The sequence below is a fragment of the Sphingobacterium sp. xlx-130 genome (genome assembly GCF_011007405.1).
Lineage (GTDB): Bacteria > Bacteroidota > Bacteroidia > Sphingobacteriales > Sphingobacteriaceae > Sphingobacterium > Sphingobacterium luzhongxinii.
Genome location: NZ_WFKN01000002.1, coordinates 1 through 18,951, shown reverse-complemented (window position 1 = coordinate 18,951; position 18,951 = coordinate 1). Strand labels below are relative to the sequence as shown.

At 41.1% G+C, this 18,951-nt stretch carries 9 protein-coding genes; all 9 read left to right on the top strand.

What is annotated here, in order from left to right; all coding sequences use genetic code 11:
• Positions 1 to 5 precede the first annotated feature (5 nt).
• Positions 6 to 389, top strand: coding sequence for a hypothetical protein (locus G7B18_RS02490; RefSeq protein ID WP_164110621.1), 384 nt, complete (start codon positions 6 to 8; stop codon positions 387 to 389).
• Positions 386 to 463 (top strand): potassium-transporting ATPase subunit F, encoded by a 78-nt coding sequence (locus G7B18_RS19360; protein WP_079642702.1) that lies wholly within the window; start codon positions 386 to 388, stop codon positions 461 to 463. Before G7B18_RS02490 ends, G7B18_RS19360 begins: the two co-directional genes overlap by 4 nt.
• Positions 464 to 499: 36 nt before the next feature.
• Positions 500 to 2,188 (top strand): potassium-transporting ATPase subunit KdpA, encoded by a 1,689-nt coding sequence (gene kdpA, locus G7B18_RS02480; RefSeq protein ID WP_164122016.1) that lies wholly within the window; start codon positions 500 to 502, stop codon positions 2,186 to 2,188.
• A 50-nt stretch (positions 2,189 to 2,238) separates the two neighbouring features.
• Positions 2,239 to 4,308, top strand: a complete 2,070-nt coding sequence (gene kdpB, locus G7B18_RS02475) for a potassium-transporting ATPase subunit KdpB (RefSeq protein ID WP_164110617.1) — start codon at positions 2,239 to 2,241, stop codon at positions 4,306 to 4,308.
• Positions 4,309 to 4,328: 20 nt separating this feature from the next.
• Entirely contained in the window at positions 4,329 to 4,892 is a 564-nt protein-coding gene (gene kdpC, locus G7B18_RS02470) for a K(+)-transporting ATPase subunit C (protein WP_164122015.1), read from the top strand.
• A gap of 28 nt (positions 4,893 to 4,920) precedes the next feature.
• Positions 4,921 to 5,973: a porin gene (locus G7B18_RS02465; RefSeq protein ID WP_164110613.1), complete on the top strand. Its 1,053-nt coding sequence runs from the start codon at positions 4,921 to 4,923 to the stop codon at positions 5,971 to 5,973.
• Between the two features lie 21 nt (positions 5,974 to 5,994).
• Positions 5,995 to 7,116, top strand: coding sequence for a sensor protein KdpD (locus G7B18_RS02460; RefSeq protein ID WP_164110611.1), 1,122 nt, complete (start codon positions 5,995 to 5,997; stop codon positions 7,114 to 7,116).
• A gap of 31 nt (positions 7,117 to 7,147) precedes the next feature.
• Entirely contained in the window at positions 7,148 to 8,884 is a 1,737-nt protein-coding gene (locus G7B18_RS02455; RefSeq protein ID WP_164122014.1) for an ATP-binding protein, read from the top strand.
• Positions 8,885 to 9,455: 571 nt separating this feature from the next.
• Positions 9,456 to 18,951 (top strand): Ig-like domain-containing protein (locus G7B18_RS02450; protein WP_164122013.1); only part of this gene is annotated, 9,496 nt, incomplete at its 3' end.

Sequence of the window (18,951 nt, the reverse complement as noted above, 5' to 3'; positions counted from 1 at the left end):
TTAATATGAAAAGGGTAAATGAAGAAAACATGGCTACCTATCTAGCACATGATTGTAAAGAGATCGAAGAAGAGATAGATCTGCTTTCAAAGAAGCGCAACATCGCTGGAGTGCTACAGGCAGTGGTCAATTTTTTGAGGACGTTATTACTGACAAATCGCTTAAAGGATGCCTGTATGCATATACGGTTCTTAGGACAGGTATACCAAAAGGGGGATAAGTACGTGCGCTATCTAATTGAAAATATGGTAGTACGTGCGTTTGAGAGCTTTAGACGACAGTGTGACCAACAGCAATGGGAACAGTTTTATAGACGTATTCCATATCAGCTACAGGGGGTGTATCAACAACAGGTAATCGAGAATCAAACTCAAAAATCAAGACTATGAGTATCCTATTTATAATCGCAGTTGCAGTATTTATATATATCGCTTATGTGCTGCTCAACCCGGAGAAGTTTTAAATTTTAGAAGACGGATATTTTAAAAAATATACATATATGAACACAGAAATATTAAGTATTGTAATTCTTTTCCTACTGACCATAGTTCTGGCTATTCCATTGGGGAGATACATAGCTCGGGTTTATAGTGGTGATAAAACCTTGTTTGATGGTGTTTTGGGACCTCTTGAAAGATTCGTTTTTAAGATCAGTGGTATTAATCCATCGCAGGAGATGAGCTGGAAGCAACAGATGGTCGCGATGTTGACCATCAATATGCTATGGTTTATTATAGGTATGCTACTCTTGATGACGCAGGGTAGTCTGCCGTTGAATCCAGATAACAATGCTAGTATGTCTGCTGATTTGGCCTTTAATACAACGATCTCTTTTGTGGTGAACTGTAATTTACAGCATTATTCGGGCGAGACAGGGGTCAGCTATTTAGCCCAATTGTGGCTGATGTTTTTACAGTTCGTCAGTGCAGGTACTGGGATGGCGGCAGCGGTAGTGGTATTTAGGGCGTTTCGGGATAAGACGGCAGATAAATTGGGGAATTTTTATAATTATCTCATGTTATCTTGTACACGAATTTTATTGCCTATTTCACTTTTTGTTGCGATAGTTTTGATTTTTCAAGGTACGCCGATGACATTCGAGGGTAAGGGGACGATGCAAACATTGGAAGGGGATACGGTAGAGGTTTCTCGTGGGCCGGTAGCCGGTTTTGTCGCGATAAAACATGTTGGTACAAATGGAGGTGGATTCTTTGGTACGAATGGGTCTCACCCTCTTGAAAACCCCACTTACCTGACAAACATGTTGGAGATGATGGCGCAGATGATTATTCCGTTGGCTATGTTGTTTGCTTTCGGATATTTTAAGAAGCGTCTTCGTTTTTCATGGATGATGTTTTCAGTCATGACCTTTGGTTTTTTACTGTTGGTGATACCCAATGTATATATGGAGATGCAAGGAAATCCTGCAATAGGGAACATGGGGATCGATAATAGACTAGGGGCTATGGAAGGGAAGGAATTGCGTATTGGGGCCGCAGCTTCGGGCTTTTGGAGTATTGCTACTACCGTTATTTCCACGGGTTCGGTGAATAGTATGCACGACAGTACAATGCCGCTATCTGGGATGAATGAACTGTTGGCTATGATGATTAATAGTTTTTACGGTGGTGTGGGGGTAGGTATACTGAACTTTTTTGTCTTTGTGATACTTGCTGTTTTTATCAGCGGCCTTATGGTGGGACGTACTCCAGAGCTTTTTGGTAAAAAAGTAGAAGCGCGGGAGATGAAGATCGCTATGATTGTGGCACTGATTCATCCATTTCTTATTCTTGTCGGCACGGGTATTTCTACAGCATTTCCTCAGTTGACGGCAGGAACATTAAATAATCCGGGATTTCACGGTTTTAGTGAGATATTATATGAGTATACTTCTGCATCTGCCAATAATGGTAGCGGATTTGAAGGCTTGGGAGATAATACGCTTTGGTGGAATATCAGTACGGGGATTGTGTTGATCTTAAGTCGTTTTCTGCCCATTATAGGTCCTGTGGCGATTGCGGGATTGATGGCGCAAAAGAAATTTATACCTGAAGGGGAAGGAACCTTAAAAACAGATACGACTACTTTTGGTATGATGATTTTTACAGTTATCATTATTGTTGCCGCATTAGCCTTTTTTCCAGCCCTGACTTTAGGCCCTTTGGCAGAATACTTTTCTGCACGTTAATTTAGAGATAGAAGACTTTTAGAGGGAAATACACTATTAATACTATACTAATGGAAAATACTAAATCCTTGTTTCAAGGAAATATGATAAATGATGCCTTGAAGCAATCTTTTGTAAAGCTGCATCCAAGACATATGTACCGCAATCCTATAATGTTTACCGTAGAATTGGGTACCGTGATTATGCTGTTTGTCTGTGGATGGATTGCCTTTGGCGAACAAGAACAAGGTAGCTTACTATACAATTTTGTGGTCTTTCTCGTATTGCTGTTGACATTGCTTTTTGCAAATTTTGCAGAAGCTATAGCGGAGGCTCGTGGTAAAGCACAGGCCGATAGCCTTCGGAAGACCCGTGAAGATACGCCTGCAAAGTTATCGGACGGTAGGATAGTTTCCTCAGCGACACTTCGTAAAGGTGACGTGTTTTATTGTGAAGCTGGTGATATTATTCCCTCGGACGGGGAGATTATCGAAGGATTGGCTACTATAGACGAGAGTGCTATCACAGGAGAGTCTGCTCCGGTCATTCGGGAATCGGGAGGAGATAAGAGTTCGGTCACTGGAGGTACGAAAGTGCTTTCTGATCGTATTGTGGTGCAGGTAACTGCTCAGCCAGGAGAGAGCTTTTTGGATAAAATGATTGCCCTTGTGGAAGGAGCGAGTCGCCAAAAAACTCCAAATGAAGTCGCTTTGACCATTTTGTTGTCAGGATTTACGTTGGTGTTTGTTTTAGTCACCATCACCTTGAAGCCTTTTGCTGATTATGCTAATGTACACATCACTATAGCTTCATTTATCGCATTATTTGTTTGTCTTATTCCGACTACAATCGGTGGACTGTTGTCTGCGATTGGTATTGCTGGTATGGATAGGGCGTTGAAGGCGAATGTTATCACGAAGAGTGGTAAAGCTGTAGAGACAGCAGGAGATATCGACGTATTATTGCTGGATAAAACCGGTACGATCACTATAGGAAATAGGAAGGCTACTCACTTTTATCCGACAGAGGGGCATGGTAGTAAGGCATTAATTGAGGCTGCATTACTGAGTTCTGTAGCGGACGAAACTCCGGAAGGAAAATCTATTGTGGAGTTGGCGAGTGTAACTGATAATGCTAGGCTTATCACAGATAAGGAGAGTATCTCTTATATAAAAGATGGGGTGGTGTCATTCGACCATAAACTATCGGAATTGAGTTTTATTCGTTTTACAGCAGAGACTCGTAGTTCTGGTGTGAATATAGGGGATAGGTCTATTCGAAAGGGTGCTACAGATGCCATGCGTGTACAGGTGGAGCAAGCTGGAAATGTATTTCCGAAGGACACTTTAGAACATGTGAAAACAATTTCGGAAAATGGGGGTACACCACTGGTCGTAACGGAGAATAATCAGGTGTTGGGTGTGATTGAGTTGCAAGATGTGATTAAAACAGGTATTCAGGAGCGATTTGAACGCCTTCGGAAGATGGGAATTAAGACGGTTATGGTAACGGGGGATAACCCATTGACCGCGCGGTATATCGCTGAAAAAGCAGGAGTAGATGATTTTATCGCCGAAGCAAAGCCGGAAGATAAGATGAACTATATCAAGAAGGAGCAACAGGAAGGTCGCTTGGTAGCAATGATGGGAGACGGTACAAATGATGCTCCTGCCCTGGCACAAGCTGATGTTGGTGTCGCTATGAATAGCGGAACACAAGCTGCCAAAGAAGCCGGTAATATGGTAGATCTGGACAATGATCCTACCAAGCTGATTGAGGTCGTTGAAATCGGTAAGCAATTGCTCATGACCAGAGGTACTTTGACGACTTTTAGTATAGCTAATGACGTAGCTAAGTATTTTGCTATTATTCCGGCATTGTTTGTTGCGGCGATACCAGCGCTGCAGGGGCTTAATATTATGCGTCTACACAGTCCGGAAACAGCTATACTTTCGGCTGTAATTTTTAATGCTATTGTCATCCCCATATTGATCCCGCTGGCATTGAAGGGTGTGGCCTACAAACCAATAGGTGCAAGTGCGTTATTGCGACGTAACCTATTGGTATATGGTCTAGGGGGTGTGCTAGTGCCATTTGTCGGTATTAAACTGATCGACATACTGGTGGCTTTATTCTTTTAGTATTTTAAATAGTTATACATATGAAAACAAATATATTACCAGCTATAAAGCTGACATTTATCTTAATTCTTTTATTTGTTGTGTTATACCCATGCGTATTATGGGGTGTAGGACAATTGTCAAAAGACAATGGAAGGGGAATCTTGGTCACACAGGATGGGAAAGCGTATTATAAAAACATAGGTCAATCGTTTAAAGAAGCAAAGTATTTCTGGTCACGTCCTTCTGCTGTTGATTATAATGCAGCTGGTTCGGGCGCTAGTAATAAAGGACCTAATAATGAGGAATACCTTCTGCTTGTCAAGCAGCGGATAGATGAGTTTGTGCTGCAGAATCCTACGGTAAAAGTCTCTGATATTCCGGTTGATCTTGTCACCGCTAGTGGCAGTGGATTAGATCCTCATATTTCTGTTGCCGCGGCACGCATCCAGGTGGATCGAATCGCACAGCAACGTCAATTGGATACTGCACGTATTCACGTGTTGATTGATAGCTGTATTGAGCATCCCCTCTTAGGTTTGTTTGGTCCCGAGAAAATCAATGTTCTGGAATTGAACCTCGCTTTGGATCAGTTGGGTAAATAATTAAAAGATGATAATAAGTAATATACATATGGAAAGATATATAGCTGCATGGGTAGGTGCTATCCTATTAGGAGGAGTTTTTTTAAAAGCAGGTGCACAAGATAATAAGGGACTGCAGGTTAGTGGCAACGCTGAAGTTTATTACCAACATGATTTTGGCTCTCATAAATCAAATCAAAGACCTAACTTTATATATAGTCACAATCGCAACAACGAGATAAGCTTGAATTTAGGGGTTATAAAAGCTTCCTATGAGGCAGAGCGAATGCGGACTAATTTAGCAATGGGGATAGGGTCGTATATGAGCGCCAACTATGCTGCGGAGCCTGATGTCTTAAAAAACATTTATGAAGCCAATGTTGGTGTGCGGCTTTCTTCTACTAAAGACTTGTGGTTGGATGTTGGTATATTACCTTCTCATATTGGTGCGGAGAGCGCAATAGGTATGGATTGTCCGACTTTGACACGCAGTTTGATGGCTGAGAATTCGCCTTATTTTGAAACAGGAGCAAAGCTGTCGTATCAGACGGTTAATAAAAAATGGCAATTGGCGTTATTGGTGCTCAATGGGTGGCAGCGCATACAACGGGTCGACGGAAATACAACACCTGCTTTCGGGCATCAATTGACATATCGCCCCGCAGAGCGATTAACATTTAATAGCAGTTCTTTTGTAGGTAGTGATAAACCGGATAGTACAAGGCAGATGCGTTATTTTCACAATTTGTATGGACAGTTTCACTGGACCGAGAACCTGAGTATTACTGCGGTATTTGATATAGGTGCAGAGCAACGGGAGAAGGGAAGTGACAACTATAATATATGGTATTCGCCAGCACTAATATTGAGCTATAAAGTTGGTACGGCATGGCGTTTTGCTGGACGTGCCGAGTATTATAAAGATCGCAAAGGTGTTATTGTTTCCGTTCCAGCTGTAGAAGGGATGCGTAGCTTTGGAGCATCGGTGAATGCAGATTATCATATTTTACCAAATCTGCTGTGGCGGATAGAAGTCAAAGACCTGATGCAGGACAAAAGGCAGCATTGGACCGCGACAACTGCGTTGGCTGTTAAGTTTTGACAGCCTGATAAATAAAGAGGTATGGAAGAAAATAAACGTGCGGAGCATTTTCTTGAACTGATCAAAAAGTCAAGAAAAGGAAAATTTAAACTCTACATTGGGATGAGCGCAGGGGTGGGGAAGACCTATCGTATGCTACAGGAGGCGCATTCGATGCTAAAGAATGGAGTTGATGTAAAGATTGGCTTTATAGAAACACATTATAGAAAAGAGACGCATTCGCTCCTAGAGGGACTTCCGATCATTCAGCGGAAACGCATGTTTTATAAAGGCAAGGAACTGGAGGAAATGGACCTCCAGGCCATCTTGTCTGTACGGCCAGAAGTGGTAATCGTTGACGAACTGGCTCATACCAATATGGAAGGCAGTGCCAATGCAAAGAGGTGGCAGGATGTGATGGATATTCTGGCAGCTGGAATTAATGTGGTTAGCGCGGTGAATATACAGCATATCGAAAGTTTGAATGATGAGATTCGTGCCATCACAGGTGTGGAGGTCCGTGAACGTATCCCCGATAGCGTCGTAGCATTGGCCGATGAAGTGGTGAACATAGACTTAAGTGCAGAAGAACTAATCGATCGCTTGAAAGAGGGAAAGATTTATGACAAAAATAAAGTCGATGCCGCATTGGCTAATTTCTTCAAAAGTGATCATATTCTTCAGTTGCGTGAACTGGCACTGAAAGAGGTTGCTTCGCAGGTACAGCGGAAGGTCGAATCGGAGATAGCTCCCTTGCGCTCTGTTAAAAAGGAACGTCTTTTAGCTTGTATCAGTTCAAATGAAAAGACTGCGCGAACCATCATCCGTAAGACGGCTAGATTGGCCAATTACTATAACGCGATCTGGTACGTGCTTTATGTGCAGACCAATAAAGAGCGACTGGACAAGATTGCGCTGGATAAACAGCGGCATCTCATTAATAACTTTAAGTTGGCTACGGATTTAGGCGCAGAAATCATCAAAATAAAAAGCAATCGTATTACCCAAACTATTCTATCACAATGCGAAGACCGAAGAATAACAACGGTATGTATCGGTAAACCGCATTTGACGTTGTTAAGGATAATTTTGGCTACCGATACTTTTAATACTTTATTAAATAAATTATCAAAAGAAAATATAGATTTGGTGATTCTAAGCTGATAGTTATAGTCCCAATTAAAGAACAAATGGTATGAACATAAAGGCAAAAATTACGTTTGGTGTAGGGATGCTCTTCCTGCTGATCGTCTTGTTGGCATCTGTAAGCGGTTGGTATGTAAATCAACTGAAAAGAGATACGAATAATATACTGGTGGCCAACTATAATACGTTGCAGTATAGCAATAATATGCTATTGGCTTTGGAAGATTTGGAAAGGGATCCTGTGTCAGTAAAACGTTTTCGGGAAAATCTGGATAAGCAACAACTAAATGTGACGGAGCTTGGCGAGCAGGAGGCTACAACGCTTATTGTCGAACATTTGGATGCATTGATGAAGAATCCGAAAGATCAGAACTTAACGTCGGCAATTCGTCAGGATGTCGCTGAATTAATGCGCTTGAATATGGAAGCTATCGAACGAAAGAGTGTCATTGCCGATGAGACCGCCGAGCGAGCAATTATCATAATATCTATAACAGGAGCTTTATGCTTTTTGATTGCTTTCGTTCTATTAGTAAATCTACCCTCTTCGATTGCGAATCCCATAACGGAGTTGACGGAGAGTATTAAACAGATTGCGAATCAAAACTATAAGAAACGTGTATTTTTCTCCGGGCATAAGGAGTTTGTGGAGTTAGCAGACTCTTTTAATACGATGGCTGAAAAGCTTGAAGAGTATGCGGAGAGTAAATTAGATAAACTATTGAAAAGTAAGAAACGCATCGAGACGTTGATAGACCGAATGCATGATCCGGTAATCGGTACAGATGAAGATGAGATCGTTCTGTTTGCTAATGAGCAAGCCTGTAAAGTGACCGGAATGAGAAGGGAAGAATTGGTCGGTTATTCTATCCGGGATTTGGCATTGCGAAATGATTTGATCCGTGATGTGTATAGAGACTGGAATAGGGATGGGAATGTTTTTTTAGGAAACGGTACGCTTAAAATATATGCTGACGATAAGGAGAGCTACTTTGAGAAGGAACTTATTGACATAGGGATAGTTCCTACGGGCGAACGTGGAGAACAGTTTATCGGGCGTGTGGTCTTATTAAAGAATGTTACGACGTTTAAGGAGATGGACTTAGCAAAGACTAATTTCATAGGTACGGTTTCGCATGAGTTTAAGACACCGATCGCTTCTATTAAATTAGGAATACAACTGTTGGAGAATAAGCAAATAGGGGTATTAAACGAAGAGCAGTCGAATTTGGTTACAGGGATCAAAGACGATTTGCAACGCTTGTTGCAGATTACTGGGGAGTTGTTGAATATGGCTCAGGTGGAAAGTGGCGCTATTCAGATGAATATAACGGCGACCGAAGTGAAGCCTATTGTTAACTACGCTGTAGAGGCCAATCGCGCACTGATGGAGCAACGTCATATTCAGATTGCTGTGGATATCGAGGAGCCTATGGTCAAAGTTCAGGCAGATTCAGAAAAGACAGCTTGGGTGTTGACGAATTTGATTTCTAATGCATTGCGGTATTCGCATGACGATTCTCATGTGTATGTACGGGTATATGTTAAGGAAGATGAAGTTTGGTTTTCGGTGGGTGATACAGGTCAAGGTATTTTGCCCGAGTACATGGACAAGATCTTTCATCGTTACTTTCGGGTACCCGGCGTAAAAAAAGAAGGAACGGGACTGGGACTCAGCATTAGTAAGGATTTTATTGAAGCGCAAGGTGGAATGATCACTGTTGACAGTGAGTATGGGGTAGGTAGTGTTTTTTCTTTTTTCCTGCGGGCTGAAAAACGCTTGTAGTCAACTCAAAATCGTGCTCACTTTTAGATAGGTCAATCTAATTTTTCCAATATTTTAAACGAACCTCAGCGAAAAGTCTGAGGTTTTTTGTTGTTGTTCAATTGTGGTTGAACGTTGTGTGGACAACCATTAATATATACGCGAGTGTTTTGTAGCTAAAAGTTTACAAAATGAAATTAAAAAGTTCTCTAGAGTTAAAACTATAACACGCGTCACTAAAAAAAGTGATATATATCACTTTTTTTAGTGACGCGTGTTAACTCTGTGGTGAAAGTATTTAATGACTTTATTTTTTTTGAATCGTTTTAGGAAAATATAGCTGTGTTTATAATGATTATTGTTTAAGCATGTTTATTTTTTTTGTTGTTTTATGTTGTTTTGGTTAATAAATATTCTGAAAATAAATTTTAAATTTTCGTTTGAATAATTTTTTTTAATAAAAAGTAACATATAGATTTGTAGTGTAATCATCATGCTAGACATAGTGATTACTACCTATTAGAAATTGTAATGTTGTATTTGAGGTCATGAATTTTGTGATCTGAAAAGACCATACCAAGTTGTTGATTATATGAAAAACGCAAATCAAGCCCCTGGATTGTTGCGAAGCCGTTCGTTTAGCTTCGTGTTTATGCTCGTTACTTATTGTATATTATTGCTGATGCCTGGCTGGGCTAGAGGGCAGACGAAGCAGTATGCTACGGTTAGGCCGAGTTCAGCTAATTTAGGGCATTATATTACTTTAGGAATTCCAACTATTGCTGAAAATTCTAATGCAGCAGAGGTAAGTGGAGCTACCAATGTAATGGATGATAGTAACAATAGTGCTTTTTTAAAAGCTTATTATACTAATATTTTGGGCCTTATTAAGGCGGAAGGTGAGGCGTGGATTCAGGTTAAGTTTCCTGATGACAATTTTGTGGCTGGCACACCGGCTTATATTCGAATAGATGAACCTGTCTTAAAAGGAGTATCACTTGATTTGTTAGGACTGATAGGTGATTTGACTGGCCTTTTTTCTAAAGAGCTTGTCGTTTTAGAGGCTTATAGTGGTGCTAGTGCTGATTCGGATGGGAATAAGGTAGGTAATGTTGTAGGTGATATTGTTGCTGATGAAGAAGGAAATCTATATATTAAAGCAACGCCGAATGAAGCATATAATTCTATTCGTGTAAAACTGAGATATCGTGGAGGATTATTGGGATTGGCACTAGGTGCTTCAATAGAAATGAATGTTAATAGTGCGTTTGTATTGAATGGTGCAAACGCATGTGATGAAGTTGCTTTTACGGATCAAGGTAAGTCAACGGGAATCTCTGTTAATCTAGAAGATGTGGTTAAAAATCCATCAAACGCTATTGATGCTAACACATCAAATTATTCTGAGATTTCGACAGGTACGTTAAATATTTTAGGATCTGCTTCTCAAAACATTTATTTTCCGACACTTTCCGAGGCAAATTCCACGTTAAAGGTTCGCTTACAGGTGAGTTCTTCGACCGTAAATGCAAATTTATTGGGTGCTTATCATATTCGGGCATATAATGGCAATACATTGGTTCAAAATGTGAGTTTGGGTGGCGGATTAATCAGCGGTCTGGATTTATTGGGACTATTAAGTAGTGGGGGAATTGCGACTATTCCGGTTGAGGTGGCCAGTCCGTTTGACCGTGTAGAGATAGGATTGTACAGTACGGTAGGTTTAAATTTAGCAGCTTCCGATTTACGCATTTACGGTGTAACACGTTCAAGTGTGTCTTGTCCGGCGCCGACACCGACACCAAATCCGTTATTTAGCCCAGAATGTGCGAATACCACCATTGTTTCGTCATCAAATGCTGATGATCCTCAATTTGCGGTAGATGGCAACTTTGATAGCTACGCTACGATACGCTCCGATGCAGGAATTCTAGTAGGCCTTGCTAGTAGAGCTGGATATTTGGAAGCAAAGTTTGATGCTCCAGTTCCTATTGGTAAAACTACTTATATCCGTATAGACTACGATCAAGATGTCTTGAAGTCTCTATTGGCTGGAAGTATAGGGGACTTAGTCGGAGGACTGGTAAATGGTCTCGTATTGGGGAATCATTTCTTCGAAGTACAGCTCAAGAATGGTAATTTAGAAACATTGAATACATCGAGTGCTAACCTTTTTGCTTCTTCAGCAGGTCAGGTTAAAATTGTACAGGATAAGGCCGGTCGTTATTATATTGCGATTAAGGCAAATGAGTCTTTTACGAATATTAGGTTAACAGATAAAACCACCTCTGCTGTAGGGCTTTTATCTTCTGATAAATATTTAAATGTTTATAATATATGCTACGATGCTAGTAACGCAATTTGTGATCCTGCTTTTTCTACCTCTTACGAGGGGAGTGGTATTTCAGTAGATTTACTGCAGCTTGGCAAGACAGGCGTCATCAATGCTCAAAATGCGATTGATGACAGTGATGTAACATTTTCTGAAATTAACCTTGGTGTATTGAGTGTGGCAGGCTATATGTCGCAATTCATAAATTATAACTCACTAAGTGATTCAAAATCTGTATTTAAAATAAAACTAGCTTTAGCTGCTAGCAAAACATTAAATGTTGACTTGTTAGGAGCATATGAAGTACTGGCTTATAATGGCAATACGGAAGTATATCGTCGTACATTAAGTTCAGGTTTATTAAACGGCACCGATCTTCTCGGCTTGTTAGGAGGACAAGAGTCAACAATTACTTTTGCACCTGGAAAGGCTTTTGATCGTATTGAGATCCGAGTAAATGGCTTGTTAGGAGTTAGCGCTTTTGAGTCAGCCGTAAAAGTATATAATGTGAAACGTTTTGGGCCTGACGGTTCAGCTTGTCCTGATCCAGATTTTGTGTTGCCTGCAGCCACTCCAACGCCATTCGAAGTCCCAGCCTGTGATGCCAAAGTTATAGATTCACAACACGCGGATTACCCTTGGCTAGCTGGAGATGGTAATAACGAGTCCTATGCAACCTTAAGGGCTGGCAGTGGATCCTTATTGGGAATTGGTGCGTACTCAGGATTCTTAGAATATGAAATAGCTAATGGAGTTGCAGCTAATAAAACTACCTATGTACGTATAGACATGGAAGATAATATCTTGGATCGTCTGCTAAGTGGTACATTAGGTAATTTAGTAGGGGCAGTTGGGGGGCTAGTTCTAGGTGATCACTATTTTACAGTGGAGGCTAAAACGGAAACTGGAGGAACTACGGTACTAACAGGCTCAAGTGCAAATGCTTTTTTTGGAACCAGTGGTGGAGACTTACGCATTGTTCAGGACAATATTGGACGTTACTACATAGCTATTACACCTAATCAGGCGTATAAAAATATTAAAATCACAGAGCACTTCCCTGCATTAGTTGGAACTACGAAAGATGGTGCGACAATGAAGATCTTTGAGGCTTGTAGAGAAATTGGAACAGACAACTGTCTGCCAGCTCAGTTTACGTCTTTTGATCAATCGGGACTTTCGTTAGGAGTTTTAAATGGTGCTGGTGTAAAAGATGCAGATCATGCAATCAGTGATAACTCTTCCGATTATTCGGAGATTAGCACGGGAACTGTAGCGGTGGCGGCAGAAGTTGCACAACGCATCTATTTCAATAAGCTTTCTGCTGCTGGAGATACTTTAAAAGTACGTCTACAGATGGACCCAGCTAGTTTAGTAGCAGTAGATTTGGCTGGACGTTACAAAATCGTTACTTACAATGGAAGTGCGGTAGCCGAAACATTCACCTTACAGCAAGGACTGATTAATAACCTTAATTTGTTGGATTTGTTCAGTTCTGGAGGAGTACAGACCTTGACCTTCAAGACTAATACATCTTATGATCGTGTAGATGTAGTTGCTGGGTCACTGCTAAATGCAGCTCTAACCCCTGCAATTCGTCTTTACGAAGTGAAACGTATAGGTGCAGGATGTCGGTTAACAACGACTCCTTCTCCATTCGAAAATCCAGTATGTGTGACTACAATTAGAGCATCCTCAAATGCCGATAATATTTCGAATCTATTCGATAACGATTTTGATTCGTATGCAACCCTAAGATCTGGATCTAACTCTTTATTAGGACAGTTATTAGGAGGTCAACCGAATCAATATACTGGATTTGTTGAGCTAGGATTTGATGCACCAGTGGATGCAAATAGAACAGCCTACGTACGCATTGATTTTGAACCAACATTATTAAGTAAGTTGTTAGCAGGAAGTGTTGGTGGTGCTTTAGCAGGATTGGTCGACAATCTGTTGCTTGGAAATCATTACTTCAGTATTCAAGCGAAAAATGGAAACGCTATTGTACTGGAAGGTGCTACTAATAATAATTTTGGAAATAATAATGATGGTATCCGTATTGTTCAGGATGCATTAGGACGTTACTACATAGCTATTACGCCAACGCAACAATTTGATGCCATTCGTATTACTGACCATACCAATACAGCTTTTGCATTGACTTCAAATGGAAATTCAATGAATGTATATGGTGCTTGTGTAGATAATCCGTTGACAGACTGTCAGCCAGTATTTACTACATCATATGATGCTAAAGGGCTTTCTTTGGACGCGGCTGGTTTGGCTGGAGGTAGTGGCGTTACAAATGCAAATCATGCTATTGATGCGAATACCACTAACTACTCGGAGATTAGTCTAGGTGTAGTAGGAGTGGGCACGTCAGTAAAACAGATATTTGACTTCCGTAAAGTAGCATTAGCTAGTGAAGTTGTTAATATTAAATTGCAGTATGGTTCAGGCGCTTTAGATGCCAACCTCATAGGTGGTTTGGAAATCGTCGCTTATAAAGGCGCTATTCCAGTTAAAACCTTGGATGTACAAAGTAGATTGATTAACGGACTGAATGTCTTAGATATATTGAACAATGGAGCAACTGGAATTATTCCGTTTGCACCGGGTGTTGAGTTCGATCGTATCAGTGTAGGATTGAGTGGTGCTGTTGCCGTAGGCGTACTTCCGGCTTTACGTGTATATGCAATCGAGAAAGATTGTAATACGCCGATGTTTAAATCTTGGAAATCATTTGTCGTCGGTACTGACGCTAATGTCAAAACTGTAAAAGGTGGCGAAGAGGTAACGTATACGATTCATGTTCGTAATACAGGTACTGTAGCATTGAATGATTTCATCATTACGGATGCTGTTCCTGCCAATACAACTTTTGCATCTGCCGCTAACGGTGGAAGTGAGGTTGGAGGTATTGTGACATTTAATGGTGTTGATATTGCAGCCGGAGCTACAGCAAAGGTGAGCTTTAAAGTGGATGTGGATGCGGACTTAACAGGTGTTACTGAAATACGTAATGTAGCATTGGTTAAGAAAGACGCTACGGATTCTGGTACGGAGACATTGCCACCATCACCTACGGATCCTAACGAGCCGGATGAGACAGGTGGCACGGGAACTATTATACCAGTGACACCAGTATCTACTATCGCTACTTGGAAAGCAGCAGACAAAACGGCTGTACAAGGAGGCGAAGATATTACTTATACAATTTATATTAAAAATACAGGTAATCAGGCCTTGACCGGATTGTCGGTCAAAGATCCGATTCCGACTGGTACCACATACAAATCTGGAGGTACGTCAAATACGGCAACAGAAGTTACTTTTACGGGTATTGATGTTCCTGTAGGAGCAATTGTTCCAGTAACGTTCATTGTTACGGTGAAGAATGATCTTACAGGCTTAACAAATATCAGCAACGTAGCTACTGTCACAGCTGGAGGTACACCAGTGCCGACGACTCCGGCAGACCCTACAAATCCTAAGCTTGGGCCTGATGTGACGAAAAATCCAGGAGACCCTACGTTGGTGCTAGTTACAGATAACTTTGCGTTAGTTTCTTGGAAGAATGCGGTTGTCAATAATGACCCTGCTGTTACTACAGTAAAAGGAGGGGAAGTAATCGAATATAGTATTTATGTACGCAATACAGGTAATAAGGATTTGACCAATGTGGTTATCAACGATCCTTTGCCTGCAGGTACGACTTTGGTTTCCGGTAGTTTGCCATTCACCATTACGACATTGAAGGTGGGGGCCACATCTATAGGTTATACCTTTAAAGTCAAGGTTAATCAAAATCTTACAAATGTTAGCGAAATTAAAAATATTGCAAAAGTAACTAGTACGGAGATTACGACTGAGCAGGAAAGTTATCCTTCTGATTTAGGTAATCCGAACGAACCGGATGTGACTAAACCAGCGGGTACTGTGACTTCGGTAACTCCGGTAAATAGTATTGATTTAACATTAGCAGGTGTTAGTAACGGAGCTGTTTCTAGCATGGCAGCTAGTGACGATCAAATAACTTATACAGTTACCGTAACAAATACAGGCAACCAGGATTTAGTGGCTCTTGATTTGGCAACCACTATTCCTACAAATACAACTTCTGTAAATGATGGTGTTTTTACTGCCAATGGAACAGATTTGACTTTTACCATACCGACTTTGAAGGTTGGTCAGACAGCGACTTATAGTTTTGTTGTCAAAGTGGGCACGATAGATAACGTTACAGTACCTTCTATCGATAATAGTGTTAAAGCTAGTAATACGGTTGTGTCTGATACGAAACCGCATACAATGTTGACGAATTGTACACCGGTTGTGGCTGGCAATTTGACATTGACATCTTCTGTCTCAAGTGTATGCATTGGCGGATCCATTACCTTAGAAGGTGCTGTTAGTGGTGTTGCAGGAGTAGATCCAAGTATGATCAAATGGTACCGTGCTTATAATGAAACTACAGAGGCCGTAAGTGGTTCTTTAGGAGCTGGGGCATCTGTGGTGGTAACTCCTACTGGAGTTGGCACTATTACATATTATGCTGTTGTTGAAGGAGCTGGGGTCTGTTTCGACAATCCACCTGCAAAGATATCGATTATCGTGAATGCTTTACCAGCTACGCCAACGATTACACCGAGTTCAGCTACTGTTTGTGAAGGTGAACAAGTTACATTGACAGCTACAGGTGGTGTGACTTATGTCTGGTCGAAAGTTGGAGAGGCAACTCCTCTTGCAGAGACAACCGGTACATTGACTCTTCTTGGAGCATTATCTGATGCAGGAAAATATACAGTTAGGGCTGTAAATGAAGATGGCTGTACAAGCGACGCTTCGACAGCTGTGGAAGTTGTAGTCAACCAGAAACCTGTTGCATTAATAAGCCCATCTTCTTCGTCAATTTGTGCGGGAGAAAATATTATTCTGACCTCTAATAGTGCTACTAATAACAAGTGGTATAGAGATGGAGTACTGTTGTTGGATGAGGCCGGTAATACTTTGACAGCAGAGACAATTACGGTTAATAAATCTGGAAGCTATACCTTGGTGATAGTTGATGCAGTAACAGGTTGCGAAAGTTTACCTTCTGTACCTACAGTCATCACAGTTAACCCACTTCCGGTAATTACGTTGATTGGAGAGACTCAAATGACAGTAGCTTTGGGTAGCTCTGTTGCATTGCCTACAATTTCGAATCCTGATGCCGATGTCACCTATACTTGGTATGATGAAAAAGGAAAAGTGATTGATCCACTTTTGCCGGTTACCTTAAACTCGGCAGGTGTGTATACGTATACAATCGTCGCCAATAATAATGTGAGCGGATGTATGGCGTCAACAACGGTAATTATTACAGTTTTTGACAGTAATGGCTGTCCTCCAATCTATAAAAGACATTATGCTTCTTCACAGAAATGGGTGAGCACACTACCTGGATTGAATGGAGTGACTGATGCTGGCAATGCAGTTGATGGCAATCCGAGAACGTATTCGAAATTATATGTGACAGCTGTTGCCTTAGGACTTGGTACGACATATCAAGATTTGAAATTTAATGATAAAATTGATAAAGGTACTCCTGTAACCATAAAGGTTGGCCCAGGTGGCGGATTATTAGGATTGGGAGATGGGCTATCCATTGTTGGTAGACGAAATGGAAGTGACATTAGTACCATTCAGCCTGTGGATGGTAAGCTATTGAGTTTGATCGATGGTGAAAGTTCTTACGAGTATACATTTGTACCAGCAAACTCCAATGGGCCTCAGGATTATGATGAGGTACGTATTATTTATGGTGCGTTATTGTCCGCTGCAAAAACCTTCAATATTTATGGTGCCTATATTAATGAACCAGTTTCTCAGTTAGATTGTAACCAACCGGAGATTATAGACGTTCTATCTGGGACACAGGATTTAGGTTTAGCGGCACTTACTGCTACAATAGGTGTAAGGGATGCTTGGAATGTGGTAGATTCAGATTCTACTAATTATGCCCAATTATATAGTGGAGTAGGTGTTTTAGCTGCTGCTCAATTGACTGCAACCTTTAAATCTGTCAGTCTTCCAGGAGATAAGCTGGAAATTAAAGTTTCTAATCCAAATCAGATACTACAGTTGAGTTTGTTGAGCGGGATGGAGGTGCAACGTTATCACGGTACTACACCTGTGGGTTCAGCATTGAGTTCTGATGGAAACTTGCTGAAATTGGTGTTACTTTCTGGAAACAATGATGGAAGGATTATAGTAGATCCTCAAGATGATTTACCATACGATCGAGTGAAAATTTCGTTAGGCGGTACAGTGAATGTGCTTGATTTCTTGAATGTATATTACATTAAGCGGACACCGAAGATTGAAATTACTAATCCTGTGGTAGATGGTAAAATTGAGTTATGTCCTAGTGAGTCGTTGAACTTGACTATACCGCAATCCTGCGTTACTTACGAGGTGTCTTACAATGGCCAGCTTTTGGATCCTATCCAAGGAACCCCAGGAGGATTTAAATTACCTAGCGGGTTGACAGCAGGTGAGTATACTTTGTTGGTACAACAAAAACGCTACGGTTGTAACTTTGGCGAACCCCAAGAAGTCTTATTGACTTTGTTACCATCACCAGTTTCGACTGTCAAGCTCAATGATGTGGAACAAACAGCAATTACGTTGGCGCCATACGAGGAATTAAATGTAGAGGTTACAACAGATGCGACTACAACTATAGCAAAATGGGAAATTAATGAAAATGGTACGTGGGATGATTACACTATAGCTAGTACAGCGAAAACATTTACATACGATGTGCCATTAAAACCGGCTGGTTCTCAAGTCAAATTCAGAGCTTTATTAACTTCTGATAAAGGATGTGATGCGTATACAGGTGAAATTGTATTAAATATCAAAGCTCAAGAGGTTGATTATGATAATTCGAGACTTGTAGTTAAAAAAGGTACAGCCGTTGCAAATGGTTCGGATATGAATGCGATCGAAGCACAGATACGCGATAAGTTTGATATGCCTATTGCGGGTATCACGGTAGCGTATACCGTTTCAGGCTTGCCAGAGGCTCAGCCATCCGCGTTGACGGGTACTTCGGATGCAAATGGTCAGTTCGAATTGACATTGACCAGTGAGAAGATCGGTACAGCTAGTATCACAGCTACTGCTGGTGGTACAGCGATCACGGTAGGAAGCCCGGCATTGGTTACGTTTGTTGCCGGTGCTATTGATTTCCGTAAATCAAACATCGAGGTTGTAGATAACAATGCTACAGCGGATGGTATATCTAAGAACAAAGTTGTCGTCAACTTAATGGATGCGTTCAGTAATCCGGTTGCTAATGCTTCAGTAGCATATACTGTTGCAGGTTTGCCAGAGGCTCAGCCATCCGCGTTGACGGGTACATCGGATGCAAATGGTCAGTTCGAATTGACATTGACCAGTGAGAAGATCGGTACGGCAAGTATCACAGCTACTGCTGGTGGTACAGCGATCACGGTAGGAAGCCCGGCATTGGTTACGTTTGTTGCCGGTGCTATTGATTTCAACCTATCTAATATTGAGGTTATTGATAATAACGCAACTGCAGATGGTGTTGAAGAGAATAAAGTACGAGTCAATTTAGTGGATGCTTTCAATAATCCGGTTGCTAATGCTTCTGTGGAGTACACCGTTTCAGGTTTGACAGGCGTTCAGACATCTACATTAATTGGTACTTCAGATGCTAATGGCCAGTTTGAACTAACGT